19 protein-coding genes are annotated in these 17,778 nt (G+C 35.2%); 14 read left to right on the forward strand and 5 right to left on the reverse strand.

Going from position 1 to position 17,778, the window contains the following annotated elements:
• Positions 1 to 318: 318 nt before the first annotated feature.
• A complete protein-coding gene (locus C8D70_RS04245) occupies positions 319 to 987 on the forward strand; it encodes an NAD-dependent epimerase/dehydratase family protein (RefSeq protein WP_076595963.1) in 669 nt (222 codons plus the stop codon).
• A gap of 123 nt (positions 988 to 1,110) precedes the next feature.
• Positions 1,111 to 2,049, forward strand: coding sequence for a glycosyltransferase family 2 protein (locus tag C8D70_RS04250; protein WP_110366479.1), 939 nt, complete (start codon positions 1,111 to 1,113; stop codon positions 2,047 to 2,049).
• Positions 2,050 to 2,097: 48 nt separating this feature from the next.
• Here C8D70_RS04250 and C8D70_RS04255 read toward each other — a convergent pair whose 3' ends face one another.
• Complete coding sequence (locus tag C8D70_RS04255; RefSeq protein WP_146212850.1) at positions 2,098 to 3,132, reverse strand: acyltransferase family protein; 1,035 nt, start codon at positions 3,130 to 3,132, stop codon at positions 2,098 to 2,100.
• Positions 3,133 to 3,297: 165 nt separating this feature from the next.
• On the opposite strand from C8D70_RS04255, the gene C8D70_RS04260 reads away from it, so the two are divergent.
• Genes C8D70_RS04260 through C8D70_RS04270 form a run of 3 tightly spaced genes read left to right on the forward strand, consistent with a single transcriptional unit; the run spans position 3,298 to position 5,833 of the window.
• Positions 3,298 to 3,843 carry an acyltransferase gene (locus C8D70_RS04260; protein WP_076595966.1) on the forward strand — a complete coding sequence of 182 codons (546 nt, stop codon included), beginning with the start codon at positions 3,298 to 3,300 and terminating at the stop codon, positions 3,841 to 3,843.
• The gene (locus C8D70_RS04265) at positions 3,840 to 4,679 is read left to right on the forward strand and encodes a glycosyltransferase family 2 protein (RefSeq protein ID WP_110366481.1); all 840 of its coding nucleotides are present in this window, start codon (positions 3,840 to 3,842) and stop codon (positions 4,677 to 4,679) included. Before C8D70_RS04260 ends, C8D70_RS04265 begins: the two co-directional genes overlap by 4 nt.
• A 23-nt stretch (positions 4,680 to 4,702) precedes the next feature.
• Positions 4,703 to 5,833 carry a glycosyltransferase gene (locus C8D70_RS04270; protein ID WP_228407976.1) on the forward strand — a complete coding sequence of 377 codons (1,131 nt, stop codon included), beginning with the start codon at positions 4,703 to 4,705 and terminating at the stop codon, positions 5,831 to 5,833.
• Position 5,834: 1 nt separating this feature from the next.
• Here C8D70_RS04270 and C8D70_RS04275 read toward each other — a convergent pair whose 3' ends face one another.
• The 3 genes from C8D70_RS04275 to C8D70_RS04285 are packed head-to-tail and all read right to left on the reverse strand — an operon-like array spanning position 5,835 to position 7,825.
• A complete protein-coding gene (locus tag C8D70_RS04275; protein WP_076595969.1) occupies positions 5,835 to 6,593 on the reverse strand; it encodes an SDR family NAD(P)-dependent oxidoreductase in 759 nt (252 codons plus the stop codon).
• The gene (locus tag C8D70_RS04280; RefSeq protein ID WP_047380387.1) at positions 6,593 to 6,826 is read right to left on the reverse strand and encodes a phosphopantetheine-binding protein; all 234 of its coding nucleotides are present in this window, start codon (positions 6,824 to 6,826) and stop codon (positions 6,593 to 6,595) included. The genes C8D70_RS04275 and C8D70_RS04280 overlap by 1 nt, the downstream gene beginning before the upstream one ends.
• 27 nt (positions 6,827 to 6,853) lie before the next feature.
• The gene (locus C8D70_RS04285) at positions 6,854 to 7,825 is read right to left on the reverse strand and encodes a 3-oxoacyl-ACP synthase III family protein (protein ID WP_110366483.1); all 972 of its coding nucleotides are present in this window, start codon (positions 7,823 to 7,825) and stop codon (positions 6,854 to 6,856) included.
• A gap of 146 nt (positions 7,826 to 7,971) precedes the next feature.
• Here C8D70_RS04285 and C8D70_RS04290 point away from each other — a divergent pair, with 146 nt between their 5' ends.
• The 9 genes from C8D70_RS04290 to C8D70_RS04330 all read left to right on the forward strand — a co-directional run bounded on the left by C8D70_RS04290 (position 7,972) and on the right by C8D70_RS04330 (position 17,093).
• A complete protein-coding gene (locus C8D70_RS04290; protein ID WP_228402518.1) occupies positions 7,972 to 8,448 on the forward strand; it encodes an acyltransferase in 477 nt (158 codons plus the stop codon).
• A gap of 40 nt (positions 8,449 to 8,488) precedes the next feature.
• Positions 8,489 to 9,637, forward strand: coding sequence for a glycosyltransferase (locus tag C8D70_RS04295; RefSeq protein WP_110366605.1), 1,149 nt, complete (start codon positions 8,489 to 8,491; stop codon positions 9,635 to 9,637).
• An 11-nt stretch (positions 9,638 to 9,648) separates the two neighbouring features.
• Positions 9,649 to 10,203: a serine O-acetyltransferase gene (locus C8D70_RS04300; protein ID WP_110366484.1), complete on the forward strand. Its 555-nt coding sequence runs from the start codon at positions 9,649 to 9,651 to the stop codon at positions 10,201 to 10,203.
• Positions 10,204 to 10,709: 506 nt separating this feature from the next.
• On the forward strand, positions 10,710 to 12,203 hold the full coding sequence (locus tag C8D70_RS04305) for a phosphoethanolamine transferase (protein ID WP_110366485.1): 1,494 nt from the start codon (positions 10,710 to 10,712) through the stop codon (positions 12,201 to 12,203).
• Positions 12,204 to 12,527: 324 nt separating this feature from the next.
• Positions 12,528 to 13,196 carry a carbonic anhydrase gene (locus C8D70_RS04310; RefSeq protein ID WP_076595974.1) on the forward strand — a complete coding sequence of 223 codons (669 nt, stop codon included), beginning with the start codon at positions 12,528 to 12,530 and terminating at the stop codon, positions 13,194 to 13,196.
• 21 nt (positions 13,197 to 13,217) lie between these two features.
• Complete coding sequence (locus tag C8D70_RS04315; protein ID WP_076595975.1) at positions 13,218 to 13,517, forward strand: hypothetical protein; 300 nt, start codon at positions 13,218 to 13,220, stop codon at positions 13,515 to 13,517.
• Positions 13,518 to 13,660: 143 nt separating this feature from the next.
• Positions 13,661 to 15,253 (forward strand): SulP family inorganic anion transporter, encoded by a 1,593-nt coding sequence (locus tag C8D70_RS04320; RefSeq protein WP_076595976.1) that lies wholly within the window; start codon positions 13,661 to 13,663, stop codon positions 15,251 to 15,253.
• Positions 15,254 to 15,304: 51 nt separating this feature from the next.
• The gene (locus C8D70_RS04325) at positions 15,305 to 15,940 is read left to right on the forward strand and encodes a carbonic anhydrase (protein WP_076595977.1); all 636 of its coding nucleotides are present in this window, start codon (positions 15,305 to 15,307) and stop codon (positions 15,938 to 15,940) included.
• 226 nt (positions 15,941 to 16,166) lie between these two features.
• Positions 16,167 to 17,093, forward strand: coding sequence for a hypothetical protein (locus C8D70_RS04330; protein ID WP_110366486.1), 927 nt, complete (start codon positions 16,167 to 16,169; stop codon positions 17,091 to 17,093).
• A 90-nt stretch (positions 17,094 to 17,183) separates the two neighbouring features.
• On the opposite strand, the gene pth is transcribed toward C8D70_RS04330, so the two are convergent.
• Positions 17,184 to 17,747, reverse strand: coding sequence for an aminoacyl-tRNA hydrolase (pth, locus tag C8D70_RS04335; RefSeq protein WP_110366487.1), 564 nt, complete (start codon positions 17,745 to 17,747; stop codon positions 17,184 to 17,186).
• Positions 17,748 to 17,778: the final 31 nt, after the last annotated feature.

The following is a 17,778-nucleotide window of genomic DNA, read 5'->3' on the forward strand; positions in this document are numbered from 1 at the left end:
TGCGTTATGATAAGTACCTTACTCCGCAACCTGTTCTAAGATATGGCATATAAAAACGTTGGGTCAGTCTTATGACTAATGAATACGTGTATCACAATAATGCACTTTTACCACAGGCACCCCCGAAAAAATATGTTTGGGTATTGGGTGGCCCATATCAAAATGAAGGAAAGAAGATACAAACAGGCTCTCAATAAGCCGGATCACATAAAAATCCCAGATGTGCAGAACTGGGAAACAAGCTTGGGCTTTTAAAAAATTTTAAGCCATTTTTAAGTTTTTAAATTAATAAAACAAAATCTAATTAGAAAACAATACATGATTATAGGTAATGGAATTTTGGCAAATGCCTTAAAGTTTTATGATAAAGACGATGTTATCTTCTTCGCATCAGGAGTTTCCAACTCCCTGGAAAAAGAAGCTTCCGAATTCGAGAGGGAGATCTCACTACTGAAATCCGTTGTAAGTCAAAATCCTGACAAAAAATTTTTCTATTTTTCAACCTGTAGTATTTATGATCCCACAAAAACAGGAAGCCCTTACGTAATCCATAAATTAACGATTGAAAAACTGATCGCAGAACTTTGCCAACATTTCGTTATCTTCAGGGTAGGAAATGCAGTAGGACATGGTGGCAATCCTAACACCCTGATTAATTTCCTGAAAAACTCTATACTTTCGGAGAATAAACTTATGCTGCACAACAATGCAAGGCGGATACTCATCGGTACAGATGACATTGCTTCATTTATCTGTCGATATTCAGAAGATTTCAATAATGAGATTATCAATCTGGCTTATCCTTACCAGTATTCCTTACCTGAAATTTTATCACAGCTGGAAACCCATCTGGATAAGAAAGCAGATTATGAAGTGATAGAAGAAGGTTCTTTTTATAAAATAGAATTCAACAGTTTTACTGAAGAATTTTTCTCAGGAATATCACCAGATGAATATCTAAAAAAACTATATTCATACTATTTATAATAAAAACAGACATAATTTCTTCTTATAGGAATCCTGTATAGAAAGGTAATTTTTTAGTTCCAAAATAAAAATTATTACCATTGAAAAAGCAAATATTAAAACACAAAATTAAAGCATAATATAATGAAAATTTCAGTCATCATTCCCGTCTATAACGCTGAAAAATATGTTTCTCAAGCCGTTGAGTCTGCTCTTCAATTCGAAGAAGTATATGAAGTAGTACTGGTAGAAGACAAATCTCCGGACAATGCCCTGCAGGTTTGCCGGGAACTCGCTGAAAAATATGACCGAGTAAAACTCTATCAGCATCCTGATAAAGGAAATCACGGAGCAGGTGCCAGCAGAAATTTAGGAATGGAAAAGGCAGAAGGAGATTTTATTGCTTTCCTTGATGCGGATGACTACTATCTTCCTAACCGTTTTGATGCAGAAAAAAAGCTTTTCATCAATCATGAAGTAGATGGAGTATATGGTGCTATAGGGGTTCATTATTATTCTGAAAAGGCAAAAGAACAGTATTATAAGGTTTTTGGAGACCGCCTCACTACAGTGTATAAAGAACATCCTCCTAAAGACGTGTTCCCGGGACAGCTCAATATGAGGGGAACTTTCGGACTTTTCAGTATTGATGCCCTGACGATCCGTAAAAGTTCTTTACAGCATATGGAGTACTTTTTCAAAACCCATTTAAAGCTTCACCAGGACACTGAATTCTTATTCAGACTCTCCTACTATCTGAATCTGTATCCGGGAATTCTTGACAAAGCCGTAGCCGTGAGAGGTGTTCATGAGAATAACAGAATTACCAAAGTAGATTCAGGAGAAGTAAAACCGGCTTCCACACGGGTTGTATTATGGAAGGAAGTGAACCATTGGGCAGAAAATGAAAATAGTATTCCTGAAGATATCAAACTTCACATCAAACGTGTATACAGAAGTTTTCAGATAGCCAATGCTCCACTTCTGAAAAAATGGGGAATGATCACAAAGTATCTGTTTACAGATTATAAAAGCATACGCTCAGGACTGTACAATATCAATTTCAGAAATGATCTGTTCTGATTATACTCTTAAACTAAATATATAGTTTAAAAAACATCCATCCGGATATTAGTGTTTTGCAAAATGAATCTTTCTTAAAAGATTGCGCATCGGCTTTTCTATCAACTGATAAAAGATTGCGGAACTCAACAGCATTACGAGAATGTAAATCAAAAATACCAGATCAATACTGAATCTGTAATCCCTCCATTTTAAAAACTCCCTTACAAGATAAAGCACAGGAATATGGGTGATGTATATACCATAGCTTATTTCTCCCAGATATTCCAGTGGTTTCAATGAAAAGAACCTTGTAACCCTGCCATTATTAGCAGAGATAAGAAAAATTGCAGGAACAAAAAATAATGCCATCAAACCATTATGATAGAAAAGCGGGACAAACATCAGGGAAAGAAGGATCAGTAAAAAGACTGCGATAACGTGGTAATCATAATTTTTCTGCCTGTAATTTTTCACAAAATATATTCCTGCAAGATTTCCGATCAGGAATTCATTAAGATGCCAGAAAGGGAAATAATACAGAAACTCATGGCTTTTGGTATGAGGCCCTTCATAAGCTCCATACACCGGGTAAAGATTAGAAAACACCTGAGTAATTAACCAAAGACCAATGGCAAATACCCAGATCATTTTGTTTTTCCTGACATAAAAATAATTATATAAGACCGGAAAAAGCAGATAGAAAAAGAACTCTACGGAAATCGACCATCCCGGAAAATTCAGAATCATTGCTTCTCCGGGTATCCAGCTCTGAATGCCCAATCCATATAGAATCAGCTTACACCAATCGAACATCTCATATCTTGTCATAAAATAGAGCAAAAGACCAAGCATATAAAGTGGATAGATCCTGGCAAACCTGTTTTTATAAAATTCCAGGCAATCAATTTTATCTTTCTTATGATAAGCAATAATCATAATAAATCCTGAAAGGATAAAGAAATAGCTTACACCGACATTGGCCCTCAAAAAAAGATTGGAAATGTAATCTATCTTATATAAAAACAGATCTTTACTGAAATGAGAAATAACAATTGCCATTGCAGCAACAAATCGGGTAAATGTAATCTGACTTATTTTCACAGAACACAGGATGCTTTACTTTATCAAAACACAGCAACTACAACTCTGAAGGCTGTTTTATTTCGTATAAAGTATTAATTTTAAGGCACAAAAATAAGATTTATTATTATAATTATATAAAACAAATTATATTTGTAGACTGCAAATGTGAAAATAAATTTAAGTATGCTTGATGAAATTTTAGCAAAAATTCAACGAAAAAGCCAGATTTCTCGTCTCAAAAAACACCCTAATGTTTCTTTTAAGGGAATAAGGCTTGGGATCAGCAATCATTTTATTCTGCACGAAAATTTAAAAAATGTTACGCTTGGGAATTCTTTGAGTTTCAGAAATTATGTACATATTCTTGTGCAGCAGAATGCTATTTTAGAAATTGGAGATCATTTTTTCATGAATAATTTTTGCTCAATCAATTGTCTTGACAGGATTTCAATAGGAAACAATACGTTGTTCGGAGAAGGGGTAAAGCTGTATGACCACAACCATGCTTACCAGACTCAGCCGGAATTTAGGCTGCTTTCATCTGAGTTTACTACGGCTCCCATCAAAATAGGAAATAACTGCTGGCTTGGAAGTAATGTGACCGTCTTAAAAGGTGTTACTATTGGGGACAACTGTATCATCGGAGCTGGATGTGTGATTCATAAAGATATTCCGTCCAATACCACAGTTATCAACCATCAGGATTTAATATTCAAAGAACGGTCATGAAGTTTTCTATCCTTATTGCCCATTACAACAACGCTGTTTTTTTTAAAGACTGTTTTGAAAGTATTCTTCAGCAGACCTATACAAACTGGGAAGCTGTAATTTTAGACGATGCCTCTTCTGACAACGAGAAGAAAATAATACAGGAAATGATTTCAAAGGACAAAAGATTCAGGTTTTTTGAAAATGAAAAAAACTCCGGTGTAGGAGTTACAAAAAGCAAGCTGATTGAACTGGCCGAAGGGGAAATCTGTGGCTTTCTGGATCCTGATGATACCATCTCTCCTACCGCTGTTCAAAAATGTATGGAGATTTTTCAGACTAGAAAAAACACAGTCCTTACCTACTCAAGGTTTATGACGTGTGATCAGAATCTGAAGCCTATAGCTCCGTTCAGATCAGCTATGCAGGTGCCGAATGGAGATCCCTGTTTTTTTAATTTCCCGATTCAGATTGCTCATTTTGTAAGCTTCAGAAAAGCAGTGTATGAGCAAACAGAAAAAATGAACCCTAATTTAAAAATAGGGGAAGATCAGGATTTATACCTTAAAATGTATGAAAAAGGGAATGTTCATTTTATTAATGAAACGAACTATCTTTACCGAACCCATCAGGGCGGCATTTCTCAGAATGACAATAAAAAGAAATCCCATGAATATTTTGCTCAGGTGATTTTCAACACCATGAAGCGCAGAGGGCTTAGTACCATCAATGGGAAAAAAGTTCCTGAAAAGTATACAGATTCAGATGAAATATTCGCGCTGCTGCAGTATCAGCATCAATTGCCTTTCCGAATCAAGAAAAAGATAAAAATTACATTACAATCAATCTTCGGATAATGTTAGAAAAAAAAATAAAAATTTTGTTCAGGCACCGCTCCATGGAAATGGGAGGCGTAGAAAAAGTATTACTGGGACTGCTCAACAACCTTGATCCTGACAAATTTGAAATGACGGTATGCCTTACCCTCAACCAGGGAAAACTGCGTGATGAACTTCCGAAGCATATCAGAAAAGTATACCTTACTGATGGAAAAGAAGATTTTTCCAGCAATTCTCTTTTACAGAAACTTCAGCTCGTTAAAAGAAGAATAAAGCTGAGAAAACTGAAAAATATCCCTGCCATCGCAGACCGTCTTATCAATGATACTTTTGATATTGAAATCGGGATGGATTACAGGGACTATGATGTCATTCTGAATTCAACCAATAAGAATTCAAAAAAAATCGGATGGTTTCACTCTGAAATTAATGTACCGAAATTTCAGCCTTTAGTGCCGAACATACTAAAGAGCTTTCCGCAATTTGACCATATGGTATACTGTTCCCACAAGATAAAAGATATGATGCATCAGCATTACCCTAATCTTAATTATCCGGCTGAAAGCGTTATCATTAATCCTATCCCTATTGATGAAATTAAACGTAAGGCAGAAGAAAACCTTGAAAATTTCCCTGAAGGACCTGTTTTTGCGTCTATTGGAAGACTTCATTCAAGAAAAGGATATCATAAGCTTATTGACGCTCATAAAAAGCTTATAGATGAAGGGTTTCATCACAGCATCATTGTTATTGGTGACGGTGATGAAATGAACAACCTCAAGGCACAGGCAGCCAAAAATAATGTTGAAAAAACATTTATTCTGGCCGGAAATCAAATGAATCCTTATCCTTACATCAAAAAAGCGGATTATTTTGTTCTTCCTTCAGAATCTGAAGCATGGCCATTGGTCATTGCTGAAGCTTTAATTCTTCAGAAACCTATTATTGCAACAGAAGTAGGAGATGTAGGATTGATGATCAGGGACCGTGAAACAGGATACCTCATCAATTATGAAATTGATGAAATGTATTCAGCGATGAAAACATTCCTTACCGATCCTGGCCTTGTTCTCCACATCAGAGAGAACCTTAAAACAATTGAAAGTCAGTTTGATAATAAGAAAATATTTGACAGCATAGAACATATTATAGAAACTTTACACAAAAAGTAAGTTACTGTGCAGAATATCCTCCGTCTATCACCAGGTTGGTGCCTGTGACCCATCTTGAGGCATCGGACAGTAAAAAAATACAGGCATTCGCTACATCTTTAGGTTCACCTATTCCCAGCGGATGCTTTTTTATGATTTCTGATGAAGCTTCCTCGCCGATATTTTCAAACATCTTCTCTAAAATCGGAGTATTTACCATCGCCGGGCTTATGCTGTTGACACGAATATTACTTCTTGAAAGTTCCATAGCCAAAGAACGTGCTCCGGAGATTACAGCTCCTTTACTGGCAGAATAAGCCGCTTTTCCGGCCTCTCCTATCATTCCCGCAACAGAAGAGATAAATACGAAACTGGAGTTTTCATCTTTATATTTTTTTAAAGATAAAATTTTAGCGATTTCAAGTCCCGCAATGACATTAACAGCAAATATGTCCTGATACAGCTGAGGATTGTGCTTTTTTAATGGTAATGTTTTTTCGATACCGGCACAATGAATAAATCCCGATATTTTACCTAAAATTGAAACTTTATCCGCAATAACTGCTTCAAGGTTTTCAGATTGGGTAATATCTTCAGTGATGGTTTCAACTTTTGTTTCAGGATTGAGCATAGAAACGGTTTTCATCAGTTCTTCCTGATTTCTTCCTACAAGAATAAGATCTGCACCGCTATTGCTGCATTCTACAGAACAGCTTCTCCCAATTCCGGAAGAAGCGCCTGTAATGAGAATAATTTTATTTTTTAATGAGAAAGCATCCATTAATCTTCAAAATTTTCTTTTCCTATAACATTCATCAGATCTGAAACGGTTTCAATATCTTTAAAATGCTTGGTATCAATTTTCTTGCTGAAATTTTCGTCTACAAACGCAATAACAGAAAGTAAGCTTATAGAATCGTAGCTTTCTAAAGATTTCAGGTTCGTTTCAGTAGTCAATGTTTCATCTTCTTCCAGTTCCTCCTGTAGTTTTTCTAAAAAAACGGATGTTTTCATATTTTATAATTTTAAATGTTTGTTATTTTAAATTTCCATAATAGTGGCACCCCATGAATATCCAACTCCAAATCCTGCCATTAAAACCTTATCTCCTTCTTTTAGCATTCCTTTATCCATGATATTTTTAAGAGCAATAGGAATTGTTGCAGAAACGGTATTACCGGTTTTTTCCATGTCAATATAAAACTTTTCTGCCGGTATTTTTGTTTTCTTTCTTAAATAATTCAGCATAAAAGAATTGGCCTGATGAAAAACAAAATGGTCAATATCATCCATAGTCATTCCGTTCACTTCCAATGTTTCTTTTACCAGTCCCGGAATATTTTCAATTGTAAAATTAAAAATTTCAGGGCCATTCATATAAATATTCTCAGGGCCGAATTCGTGTTCAGGATTCAGTTCAAAGTCTTTTTTAAATGCTCCTTTTTTCACCATAAGATTTTCCGCACCGCTTCCGTCTGTTCCCAGACAGAACTGATAATCATTACCTTCAGCTTTTTCAATAATAGCAGAGGCAGAGGCATCTCCGAATATACTTCGGTTGCCTTTATCATCGGGATGAATATGTTTGGTGTATGTTTCTGAAGTTACCAGAAGAATACTCTTTGCAATTCCACCGGCAATCAGCCCTTTTGCAAAGGCTAATCCATAAACAAATCCTGAACAGCCAAGGTTAAAATCTATAGCTCCGATATTTTTTCTAAGCCCCAATCTGTCCTGCAAAATACAGGCCGTTGTAGGAAGAAAATACTCCGGACTTTGGGTACAGAACAAAATAAAATCTACTTTGTTCCTGTCATAGTTTTCGAAAATTTTTTCTGAAGATTGTACAGCCATATCCAGTACGGTTTCGCCGTCAGAAGAAATATGGCGTTGGGAAATACCTACTTTCTCCTGAATACGTTCGGAGCTCCATTCAGGGAACTGCTTTTCAAGATCCTCGTTAGTTAACACCTGCTGAGGCAGGTAATATTCTATTTTTGAAATTTTCATCATATTAATAATTTCTCTTTCTTTGCAAAAGTAACGAAAACAAATTTACACTTGTGATGATTTTTATATTCAGAATCCTATTAAAAATAGACTCCCTCTATCATACTTTTTTGAACAGGGGCAGCCTTGAAGTGGCAAAATACAGAGGTATGAAGGTAGGAAAAAACTTTAATATGCCTGATAAAGTGTATTTCGGAACTGAACCTTACCTTATCGAAATTGGTGATAATGTAAACATTGCCGGAGATGTAAGGTTTGTAAACCATGGCGGAACGACTACTCTGCTCAGAAAACTTCCGGGCTATGAAGATGCAAGAATACTGGGAAGAATAAAAATCGGAAACAACTGCACTATCGGGCTTAATTGTGTGATTATGCAGGATGTTCAGATTGGAAACAACTGTATTTTAGGAGCGAACTCTGTGTTGTCACAGTCTATGCCGGATAATACCGTCTTTATAGGAAACCCTGCTCAATTCTTGTGTACCATTGAAGATTATGGTGATATTGTTCTTAAAAATAATCCGGAATATCCCCGTGAACTGGAAAAAGACAGAAAGAAACTGGATGCCTATATCAAAGAAAATCTTCCTCACAAGTATAAAAAAGCAAGAAAAATTAAATAAATTTAATCTTGTAAAAAATTATAAAAAAGAAAAAAACAAATTGAAAAAGAAAAAACTCCTCATTCGTATAGGTTCATTACGTCATGGTGGTGCTGAGAAAGTGTTAATCAACTTTCTGAAGAATCTGCCTGCTGATAAGTATGAAGTTGATCTTCTGGTAAATCTCTATTCAGGATTATACATTAAAGAGGTTCCGTCATGGGTGACCCTGTACTATTTGACAAAAGGAGAAATGATTACCACCAACAGGCTGCAGGATATTCCTGTGAAAGCCTATAGGGTTCTTTATCAGAAAATGTTTCTTTGGTTCCCTTCCCTTCTCTATAAATTTATTTTAAAGAATAAAAAATATGATGTAGAAATTGCTGCCATCCATGCCATGCATCAGGAAATTCTCTCCAGCCCCCAAAAAGATTCGAAAAAGATCATTTGGGTACAGAATGATATTTTTAATTTAAAAGAATATACTCCTGAAGTCATCAGACAGTTTTTCAGATTTGACAGAATTCTGGTAATCTCCAACAAACTTCAGGAAGGAATGCATAATTTGGCTAAAAATGAAGCTGAAAAAGCATCCGTTATTAAGATCTTCAATCCGATTGACAAAAATGATACATTAAGAAAAGCGGATATTGACGTGAATGATTATCCCTTCAGCAATGATCTTCCAACTTTTGTAACTGTAGGAACCGTATACCCTCAGAAAGGATACGACAGATTGCTTAATGTACATAAAAAGCTTGTTGATGAAGGGTTAAAGCATCATCTTTTGATCATTGGCGATGGGTATGATTTTAACAATATTCAGGATCAGCTCAATAAGCTCGGTCTTCAGGACACTGCAAAAATGCTTGGTTTCAGCAGTAATCCCTACCCTTATATGAAAAAGGCGGATTTCTATATTATGTCTTCAAGACATGAAGGATTTCCTACCATTATTGCCGAAGCACTGATTCTCAATAAGCCTATTTCTGCAACAGATATTTCAGGAATCAGGGATCTTCTGCAGGATGGCAAACTCGGGAATATCACTCCAAATTCCGAAGAGGGGATTTATGAAGGAATGAAAAAGTTTCTTACGGATAAAAACATCACTGAAGAATACAAAAAACAGATCTCGGAAACTGAACTTCCGTTTGTTTTGGAAAAATCTGTAGAACATCTTCAGAAAATAATTGACGAAGTATAAAAATATTTATAATGGCTGATTATTCAATCATTCAAAAAGACTTTTACCGGGAAAGCGGAAAGTGGCTTTCTACATTTCAGATCTGGAAAAAATGTATTCATCCCAATCTTCATTTTGTGTACATTCTGAGAATCTCTCAGAAGTATCAGAAGAAATCTATTTTAAATACTTTCTGGAGGGTTGTACTGAGACATTACCAGATCAAATACGGATTTCAGATTTATCCTGAAACTCAGATTGGCGAAGGTTTTTATTTGGGACATTTTGGAAGCCTTGTCATCAATCCCAAAACAGTTATCGGGAAAAATTGCAATATTGCCCATGGAGTGACTATAGGACAGCAAAACCGTGGAAAAAATGAAGGATATCCGGTTATTGGCGACGAAGTATGGATAGGCACCAATGCAGTTATTGTAGGAGGAATCACCATTGGAAATAATGTGTTGATTGTTCCTAATTCTTATGTCAACTTTGATGTTCCCTCCGATTCTGTTGTCATAGGAAATCCGGCAAAAATTATCCACACACCGGATGCAACAAAGGATTACATCAACCGTAAAGTGTAGTAAACCCAATAGTTATAGTAAAAATTCTACTTGTATTTATCGGTAATTTCATGTACATTTGAAAAAGTGTATTATATGATTAAGAAGATAACATCATAATCATCTGATTGTATCCATAATAGCACATTTTACTATCAGGATAATGCCAATCATGCAATACAAATTGTCTAAAAAAATCGCTTGACAGTAAAAACACAACTCCAACTTAATTATTAATAAAAAAGTAATTTTTTGATGAAAAAAAACAGAAAACCCAACATCCTTATCCCTACTCATGCAATCAACTCTATAAAGCGTAAAAACAACATACCGCTATAAACTGAAACTACTTATTTTCAAAAGTTCCTTTTTTGAGTTGATATAATATCTGCAAAATTTAAGAATTATTATCTGACACTAATTCATTTTTGTACAATACACAACCCTGATATTCAACACACTCACATCTGGAAACGTTTGAGGAAGATGATATAAAATTGGTCTCAACAGCACAGAAATACACAACCATGTTAAAAAAAATAGTTCCCATTCTACTTATTATATTATACCTTACAGGTTTTTTGGTATCATTTCCTTATATATTCGATAATCTTTTCGAAGCCGAAAAACTGGACAGTATCCGGAATATTTTTGAATATGGAATTATGTTTTCTTCGTTTCTTGTATTCAATGCACTTCTTTTTAAGAATAAATATACGTCCATAATTTCTGTTATTCTCTGTATATTATTAAGTATTAACTTTCTGATATCAGTTTCCTGTTTTCTTATCTATCATTCCGGATTTAATGTAGGAATGGCCATCAGTATTCTTGAGTCTAATCCTGATGAGGCAATGAGTATGTCTTATATGTTTATTCTTCCAGGCATTCTGTTCTTCATTTTCCTTGGAATGGTACTGTACTCTGTGATTTACCTTAAAAAAAATGTAGTCAGGTTTGATGCTAAATTTATCATTATTGCTTTACTGTGGCTTATTCTGCCCTTTGGATATCATCTTAAACACAAATATGTAAGCAATAAAGGAGGTGGTAAGATGATTAAGAATGTATACTATCATTTATCGGATTTCAATACTGCTTTAAATATACAGAGAGACATTAACGAAATAAAAAAGAACGTTCCGGTCTTCAATATCAAAAAAATACAGCCTGGAATAGAAAACGTCATTCTCATTATTGGAGAATCTGAAAGAAAACAAAACATGTCATTATACGGTTATAACAAAAAAACAACTCCTTATACGGATGAACAAGCCGGTAATATGATGATTTTTGATCATGCCATTTCTCCAGCAGGCATTACCAACCTGAGTGTTCCACTGATGCTATCCAGTATCCACCCGGATGAATTCAGATATCGTTATGACAAACTATCCTATAATATCATCAACATGGCGAATCAAAGCGGATACAATTCTTTCTGGCTGAGTACACAGGCAAGTGCAAGAGGAATTACAGCCATCGCTTCCATGTCTAAAAACAAAAAATGGGTGAATGGCTATGATGAAGCAATTGTTCCTGAGCTTAAAAAAGTGATTCAGAAGAAGGAAGATAAATTTATAGTTCTTCATATAATGGGAAGCCATCCAAATCCGTGTAACAGACTTCCTCCTAACTGGAATTCGGGTGATCTGAATTGCTATGACAGCTCTATAAAATATACAGATTATGTTTTCAAAAATATTTTCAACACCCTGAAAAACACCAACTCTGTAATAATTTATGCTTCAGATCATGGTCTTAAAATACAGGGTGACAAATTATTGCATATAGACTCTAAAGAATCTACCCAGGTACCATTTTTTGTTTGGTTTGGAGATAAAGTACCTGCAAACTATAGAATTACAGGGCACGAAACAAAACAGACCCAAACCACTTATATTTATCCTCTGATCATGAAATATATGGGTCTTGAAGCTCCTCAGCATTATAAAAATGAAGGGAATAAATACTTAAACCTGAATATGAGAAGTATGGAATATAATCAGCTTCCGGAATAATAAAAACTCTTTGTAATCAAGCGATTTCGATAGTTTTGTTTTTTTTATCAAAAAAATTACGAATATTTTAATTCACAAATAACAAATTCTGATTTATACTTCGTAATTTTATCTAGTGTTTTTTAAACGTTTGATTTCCCCATAGATCATAAACTGCAAAGCATATTGGAATATCAGATATGATTTTAAGCATATTTTAATATTAAACTTTGTTAAAAGTGTTCAATTATTTAGCAAAAAGTATATTTTTGTATAATTATTGATTTGGTCTATTGATTTTGGAAATAATTTAAACGAAATAAATAATTATATAATCTTAAAATTATGTCACAATCGTACCAGGTTATTTTCGAAAACAACAAAAAGTGGGTAGAGTCCAAAATAGCTGAAGATCCCAACTTCTTCCATGAACTTGCTAAGACTCAGCATCCGGATTATCTGTACATCGGATGTTCGGATAGCAGAGCTACGGCAGAAGAGTTGATGGGTGCAAAGCCTGGAGAAGTATTTGTTTACAGAAACATCGCCAATGTTGTTAATACTTTGGATATGAGTTCCACAGCAGTTATTCAATACGCTGTAGAACATCTGAAAGTAAAACACATTATTGTCTGCGGACATTATAATTGTGGAGGTGTAAAAGCAGCAATGACTCCTCAGGATATGGGGTTATTAAATCCATGGCTGAGAACCATCCGTGATGTTTACAGATTACATCAGGCGGAACTGGATTCTATTCAGGACGAAAACAAGCGTTATGACAGACTTGTAGAGCTTAATGTTCAGGAGCAGTGCATCAACGTAATTAAAATGGCCTGTGTGCAGGAAAGATACATTTTAGAAGAGTATCCTATTGTACACGGTTGGGTATTCGACCTTAGAACAGGTAAAATCATTGATCTGGAGATTGATTTTGAGAAAATCTTAAAAGATATCCAAAAGATCTATAATCTTACAAGTTCGGATTGGGTGATGAGCAGAAAGACTAAATAGTTTTTCTAAAAAGAAGATAAAATGAAATTCTGGAGTATTATTGTATTAACGTTTTTTCTGAATTTTACAGCGCTGCCGGGCATTGCTGCAGTTGCAGGCTGGGATATTGCAAGAACGAATGTAATAATCAACGAAGAAGAACCTCATTCTCACCCCTCCTCATTCATTGTTTACGAAAAGACCATTCCGAAACCTTTAGATGTATTTGATTATCTGAAGTTTTCAGAACCAGATGTTCAGGGCATGTCTTTTGTTCTGATTGATGATTCTTTTCATCTTTCCCCATTACTTACCATATTTTCTCCTCCTCCGGAAGCGTAACTCCTATAGTTAGATTTTTTTGATACCATTTCCATATCATTTTGTGATATAGGATACACACGTACTTTAAAATTTTTTTTCACTTTTTTATAACTGACTTATTAAAAAACAGATAAGCCGGTTATCCCTTACAGCTTCACATTATGAAAAAGACATCATTAATAGGAGGAATCAAGGAAAATTTTCCTTCAGGACTCGTGGTATTTTTAGTAGCACTTCCGTTGTGTTTAGGAATTGCTTTAGCATCAGGTGCGCCACCATTATCCGGTATTATTGCCGGTATCGTAGGCGGCCTGGTAGTAGGAACAATCAGTAATTCAAATATTTCAGTTTCCGGGCCTGCTGCAGGTCTGACAGCTATCGTTTTAACAGCAATAACAGATCTTGGCGCATTTGAACTTTTTCTTTGTGCAGGGATTATTGCAGGACTTATTCAATTGATTTTAGGGTTTGTAAGAGCTGGAAGTATTTCCAACTATTTCCCGAATAACGTCATTGAAGGAATGCTTGCTGCCATAGGAATCATTATTATTTTAAAACAGATTCCGCATGCATTAGGATTCGACAAAGATTATGAAGGTCATGAATCTATTTTTGACAATGGCCTGAATTTCGGCTATTTTACAGAATTATTTGGAGCGATCCATGCGGGTGCCATTGTTATTACTTTAATTTCTGTAGCAATCCTTATTGCATGGGACAAAATCCATGTACTGAAAAGGATGAAAATGCTTCCGGGAGCATTGGTTGCTGTAATTGCAAGTATTCTTTTAAATCAGCTCTTTAAGATGTCCGGAAGTTCTCTGGCTATCGAAACCCAGCATTTGGTTTCTTTACCGGTTCCACAGTCTTTTGATGATTTTAAAAATCTGATCACCACTCCGGACTTTAATGGTTTCACGAATCCAAAGGTATGGATCGTAGGAGCAACAATTGCTATTGTGGCATCTATTGAGACTTTACTTTGTATTGAAGCTTCCGACCGGCTGGACAGACAAAGAAGAATTACAGATACCAATCTTGAGCTTAAGGCCCAGGGAATTGGAAACCTTATCAGTTCTTTTATTGGCGGACTTCCAATGACTTCCGTTGTGGTAAGAAGTTCTGCGAATGCCAATGCGGGAGCAACCTCTAAAATGTCAACTATTATTCATGGTGTATTCTTATTGATTTGCGTACTTTCTATTCCTGTTGTTTTAAATCTAATTCCATTAGCTACACTGGCTGCGGTATTAATTTTAGTAGGATATAAACTGGCAAAGCCGGCTACGTTCAAACATTTCTGGCACTTAGGAAAATATCAGTTTATTCCGTTTGTGGCAACCGTTGTAGCTGTAGTGGCAACAGACCTGTTAAAAGGAGTAGGAATTGGTCTTGCCATCTCCGTTTTCTATATTCTTCAGGGAAATATGAAAAGAGCTTATTATTTAAGCAGAGAAAGGTTGGATGATGCTGATGGAATCAATATCAAGCTTGCTGAAGAAGTATCATTTTTAAATAAGGCAGCCATCAAAAAAACACTTAAAAACATAAAACCAAACTCTACAGTGATCATTGATGCAAGGAGCACTTCCTACATTGCAACCGATGTATTGGAAATGATTCAGGATTTCGCCAATATCCGTGCAAAGGAACAAGACATTACTGTAGAGCTTATAGGCTTTAAAACTTCATACAGAGATTACGAAAGAAGTGAGGATTCCCATATTCTGGTGACTCACAAAAGAGCCATGTAATCCCAATAATTAATTAATTTTTTTAACTTTAAATTCGAAAATAATAAAAATATGAAAGCACATACATACGAAACCCAATCTACTATTACTCCTGAGAAAGCATTGGAATTCTTAAAAGAAGGAAACCAGAGATTTGTAAACAATCTTAAAGCAAACAGAGACCTTCTTGAACAAGTGAATGCAACCCGTGAGGGACAGTGGCCTTTTGCAGTAGTTTTAAGCTGTATAGACAGCCGTACCTCTGCAGAGCTTATCTTTGACCAGGGATTGGGAGATGTATTCAGTATCAGAATTGCCGGTAACTTTGTGAATCAGGACATTCTGGGATCTATGGAATTTGGCTGTAATGTTGCAGGTTCTAAACTTATTGTAGTTTTAGGACACACCAAGTGCGGAGCTTTGAAAGGAGGTCTTGATGCTGCAAAAATTGAAGGCATGGGAATGGACAACCTGAACCACCTTATCAACCACTTCAATCCTATTATCAATGACATTATTGAAGAGAATGAAGAGCGTTCATCTAACAACAGCTCGCTTCTTGAAAGGCTTAATCATCAAAATGTAAAAAGTGCGATTGAAGATATCCGTAAGCAAAGCTCAACACTTAAAAATCTCGAAGCTGAGGGTAAAATTAAAATCGTGGGAGCAAACTATGACGTGGAAACAGGTGTAGTAACCTGGTTATAAGAAGTAAAACTCTTACATTTCAATTATAATTTACAGAAAAATGCCATCGGAATCCGATGGCATTTATTTTTTATTACCTTACATACATTATCAAAGTAAATAGTTAACCATAAAACATATTGTACTGGCAAAATCAACAATATATCCCAATTCAAGGAGACAGGGTTTTATTTTTTGAAAAATAATTATAATTTGGCATCTTTAAATAACTTGAAAACCCAATTACATGATTTTTCCAAAAGCAAAAAAAATAGCCAGAGATCTTGGCTGGTATAAAACAGGCGATGGCATATTCGGGCTTTACAAAGGCTATTTTTTCAACGTTTCAGATGCAAGTATAATACACACTCCTCAATACAAGTCTGTTTCAGTAACAACCGGCAATTTAACGGAGGAACAAAGACTAAAAATTAAAACAGAACTGACCAACAATAGAAAACGGTTAAAGTTCACCCTCTTCGAAGTCCGAGAAAATAGTATTTATTTTAAATTTACTGAAAATATAATGCCGACTAAAATCAGGACTGTTTATGCTCTGTTTGACTTTTTGGCTGATTTATTAAAAAAGCTAAACATCCCGGAGCAAAACAAATGTCATAGTTGTGAAAAGCTTCAAAGAATCAATTATTACGACCTTAACCATACTGGTATACTTCTTTGTGATGATTGTTTTAAACAGATGGATAATAAATTCTATGAAATTGAAAAGGAAAGAGTATCAAAAGAGAAAAACTATCTGACAGGATTTTTAGGTGCCGTCATTTTTTCAATTCCTGCCATTATACTTTGGGTCTTACTTGCAGTATATTTAGGAGGGATTTCCTCAGGAATGGCATTTGTTACTGCCCTTCTTGGGTTTTTAGGCTATGATTATTTCAACGGATTTCGTGGCAAACTGACAAGATCTATCATTTTCTTCACGAGCATTATCAGCATATTTGTGGCTAATATTATTACCGTAATCGCTTTATTCGTAAAAGGGGGTTTCTCCATTACTGAAGCAATATCAGAATTTCAAACAAACCCTGCAGCTAATGAAATATTTATGCGGAATATTATTGTATCTTTTATATTATCATGTATTCCATGGATATGGATATTGTTTATCAGGAAGGATAATCAATTAGTTATCAAACCAGCAGAAAAATTTTAGAAGCAGATAAATAAATGACTGCCTTAAAAATAAGGCAGCCATTCAATTTTATAAACTAGACTGTAATTTCAGTTTTTTTTACTTCTGAAATTATTTCCCGTTAAATGCAGACATTGTATTATTCAATCCTGCAAATACAAAAGACAGACTGGCCTTAGCAAAGGTTTCAATTCTTTCGGTAAGCTTTTCAGCTTCTTCGTCATTCCATGTTCCTAAAACATAATCTACCTGTCTTCCTGCCGTAAAATCTGCGGAGATTCCGAAGCGAAGTCTTGCATAATTTTGAGTCTGCAATACTTCATTAATATTTTTAAGTCCGTTATGACCAGCATCTGAACCTTTTCCTTTCAATCTTAAAGTCCCAAAAGGTAAAGCAAGGTCGTCAGTTACAATAAGAACATTTTCCAAAGGAATATTTTCTTTCTGCATCCAGTATTTCACTGCATTACCGGAAAGGTTCATGTAAGTGTCCGGTTTCAGAACAAAAACTTTTCTGCCTTTGTGCTTTCCTTCTGCCATCCAGCCAAAATTGGAGGTATTGAATGATACTTCAAGTGTTTCCGCTATTTTCTCAGCTACTTTAAATCCTATATTATGTCGTGTATTTTCATATTCAGAGCCTTTGTTACCAAGCCCGACAATTAAATATTTCATTAGAAATTTTTTGCAAAATTAAGGTATAAAA

Origin of the sequence: Chryseobacterium sp. CBTAP 102 (assembly GCF_003201365.1) — a bacterium.
Classification (GTDB): Bacteria; Bacteroidota; Bacteroidia; order Flavobacteriales; family Weeksellaceae; genus Chryseobacterium; species Chryseobacterium candidae.

Bases quoted from the DNA above. Each gene is read 5' to 3' on its own strand.
- C8D70_RS04245 (WP_076595963.1), top strand. From the start codon at position 319: ATGATTATAGGTAATGGAATTTTGGCAAATGCCTTAAAGTTTTATGAT.
- C8D70_RS04250 (WP_110366479.1), top strand. From the start codon at position 1,111: ATGAAAATTTCAGTCATCATTCCCGTCTATAACGCTGAAAAATATGTT.
- C8D70_RS04260 (WP_076595966.1), top strand. From the start codon at position 3,298: ATGCTTGATGAAATTTTAGCAAAAATTCAACGAAAAAGCCAGATTTCT.
- C8D70_RS04265 (WP_110366481.1), top strand. From the start codon at position 3,840: ATGAAGTTTTCTATCCTTATTGCCCATTACAACAACGCTGTTTTTTTT.
- C8D70_RS04275 (WP_076595969.1), bottom strand. From the start codon at position 6,593: ATGGATGCTTTCTCATTAAAAAATAAAATTATTCTCATTACAGGCGCT.
- C8D70_RS04280 (WP_047380387.1), bottom strand. From the start codon at position 6,826: ATGAAAACATCCGTTTTTTTAGAAAAACTACAGGAGGAACTGGAAGAA.
- C8D70_RS04285 (WP_110366483.1), bottom strand. From the start codon at position 7,825: ATGATGAAAATTTCAAAAATAGAATATTACCTGCCTCAGCAGGTGTTA.
- C8D70_RS04290 (WP_228402518.1), top strand. From the start codon at position 7,972: ATGAAGGTAGGAAAAAACTTTAATATGCCTGATAAAGTGTATTTCGGA.
- C8D70_RS04300 (WP_110366484.1), top strand. From the start codon at position 9,649: ATGGCTGATTATTCAATCATTCAAAAAGACTTTTACCGGGAAAGCGGA.
- C8D70_RS04305 (WP_110366485.1), top strand. From the start codon at position 10,710: ATGTTAAAAAAAATAGTTCCCATTCTACTTATTATATTATACCTTACA.
- C8D70_RS04310 (WP_076595974.1), top strand. From the start codon at position 12,528: ATGTCACAATCGTACCAGGTTATTTTCGAAAACAACAAAAAGTGGGTA.
- C8D70_RS04315 (WP_076595975.1), top strand. From the start codon at position 13,218: ATGAAATTCTGGAGTATTATTGTATTAACGTTTTTTCTGAATTTTACA.
- C8D70_RS04320 (WP_076595976.1), top strand. From the start codon at position 13,661: ATGAAAAAGACATCATTAATAGGAGGAATCAAGGAAAATTTTCCTTCA.
- C8D70_RS04325 (WP_076595977.1), top strand. From the start codon at position 15,305: ATGAAAGCACATACATACGAAACCCAATCTACTATTACTCCTGAGAAA.
- C8D70_RS04330 (WP_110366486.1), top strand. From the start codon at position 16,167: ATGATTTTTCCAAAAGCAAAAAAAATAGCCAGAGATCTTGGCTGGTAT.
- pth (WP_110366487.1), bottom strand. From the start codon at position 17,747: ATGAAATATTTAATTGTCGGGCTTGGTAACAAAGGCTCTGAATATGAA.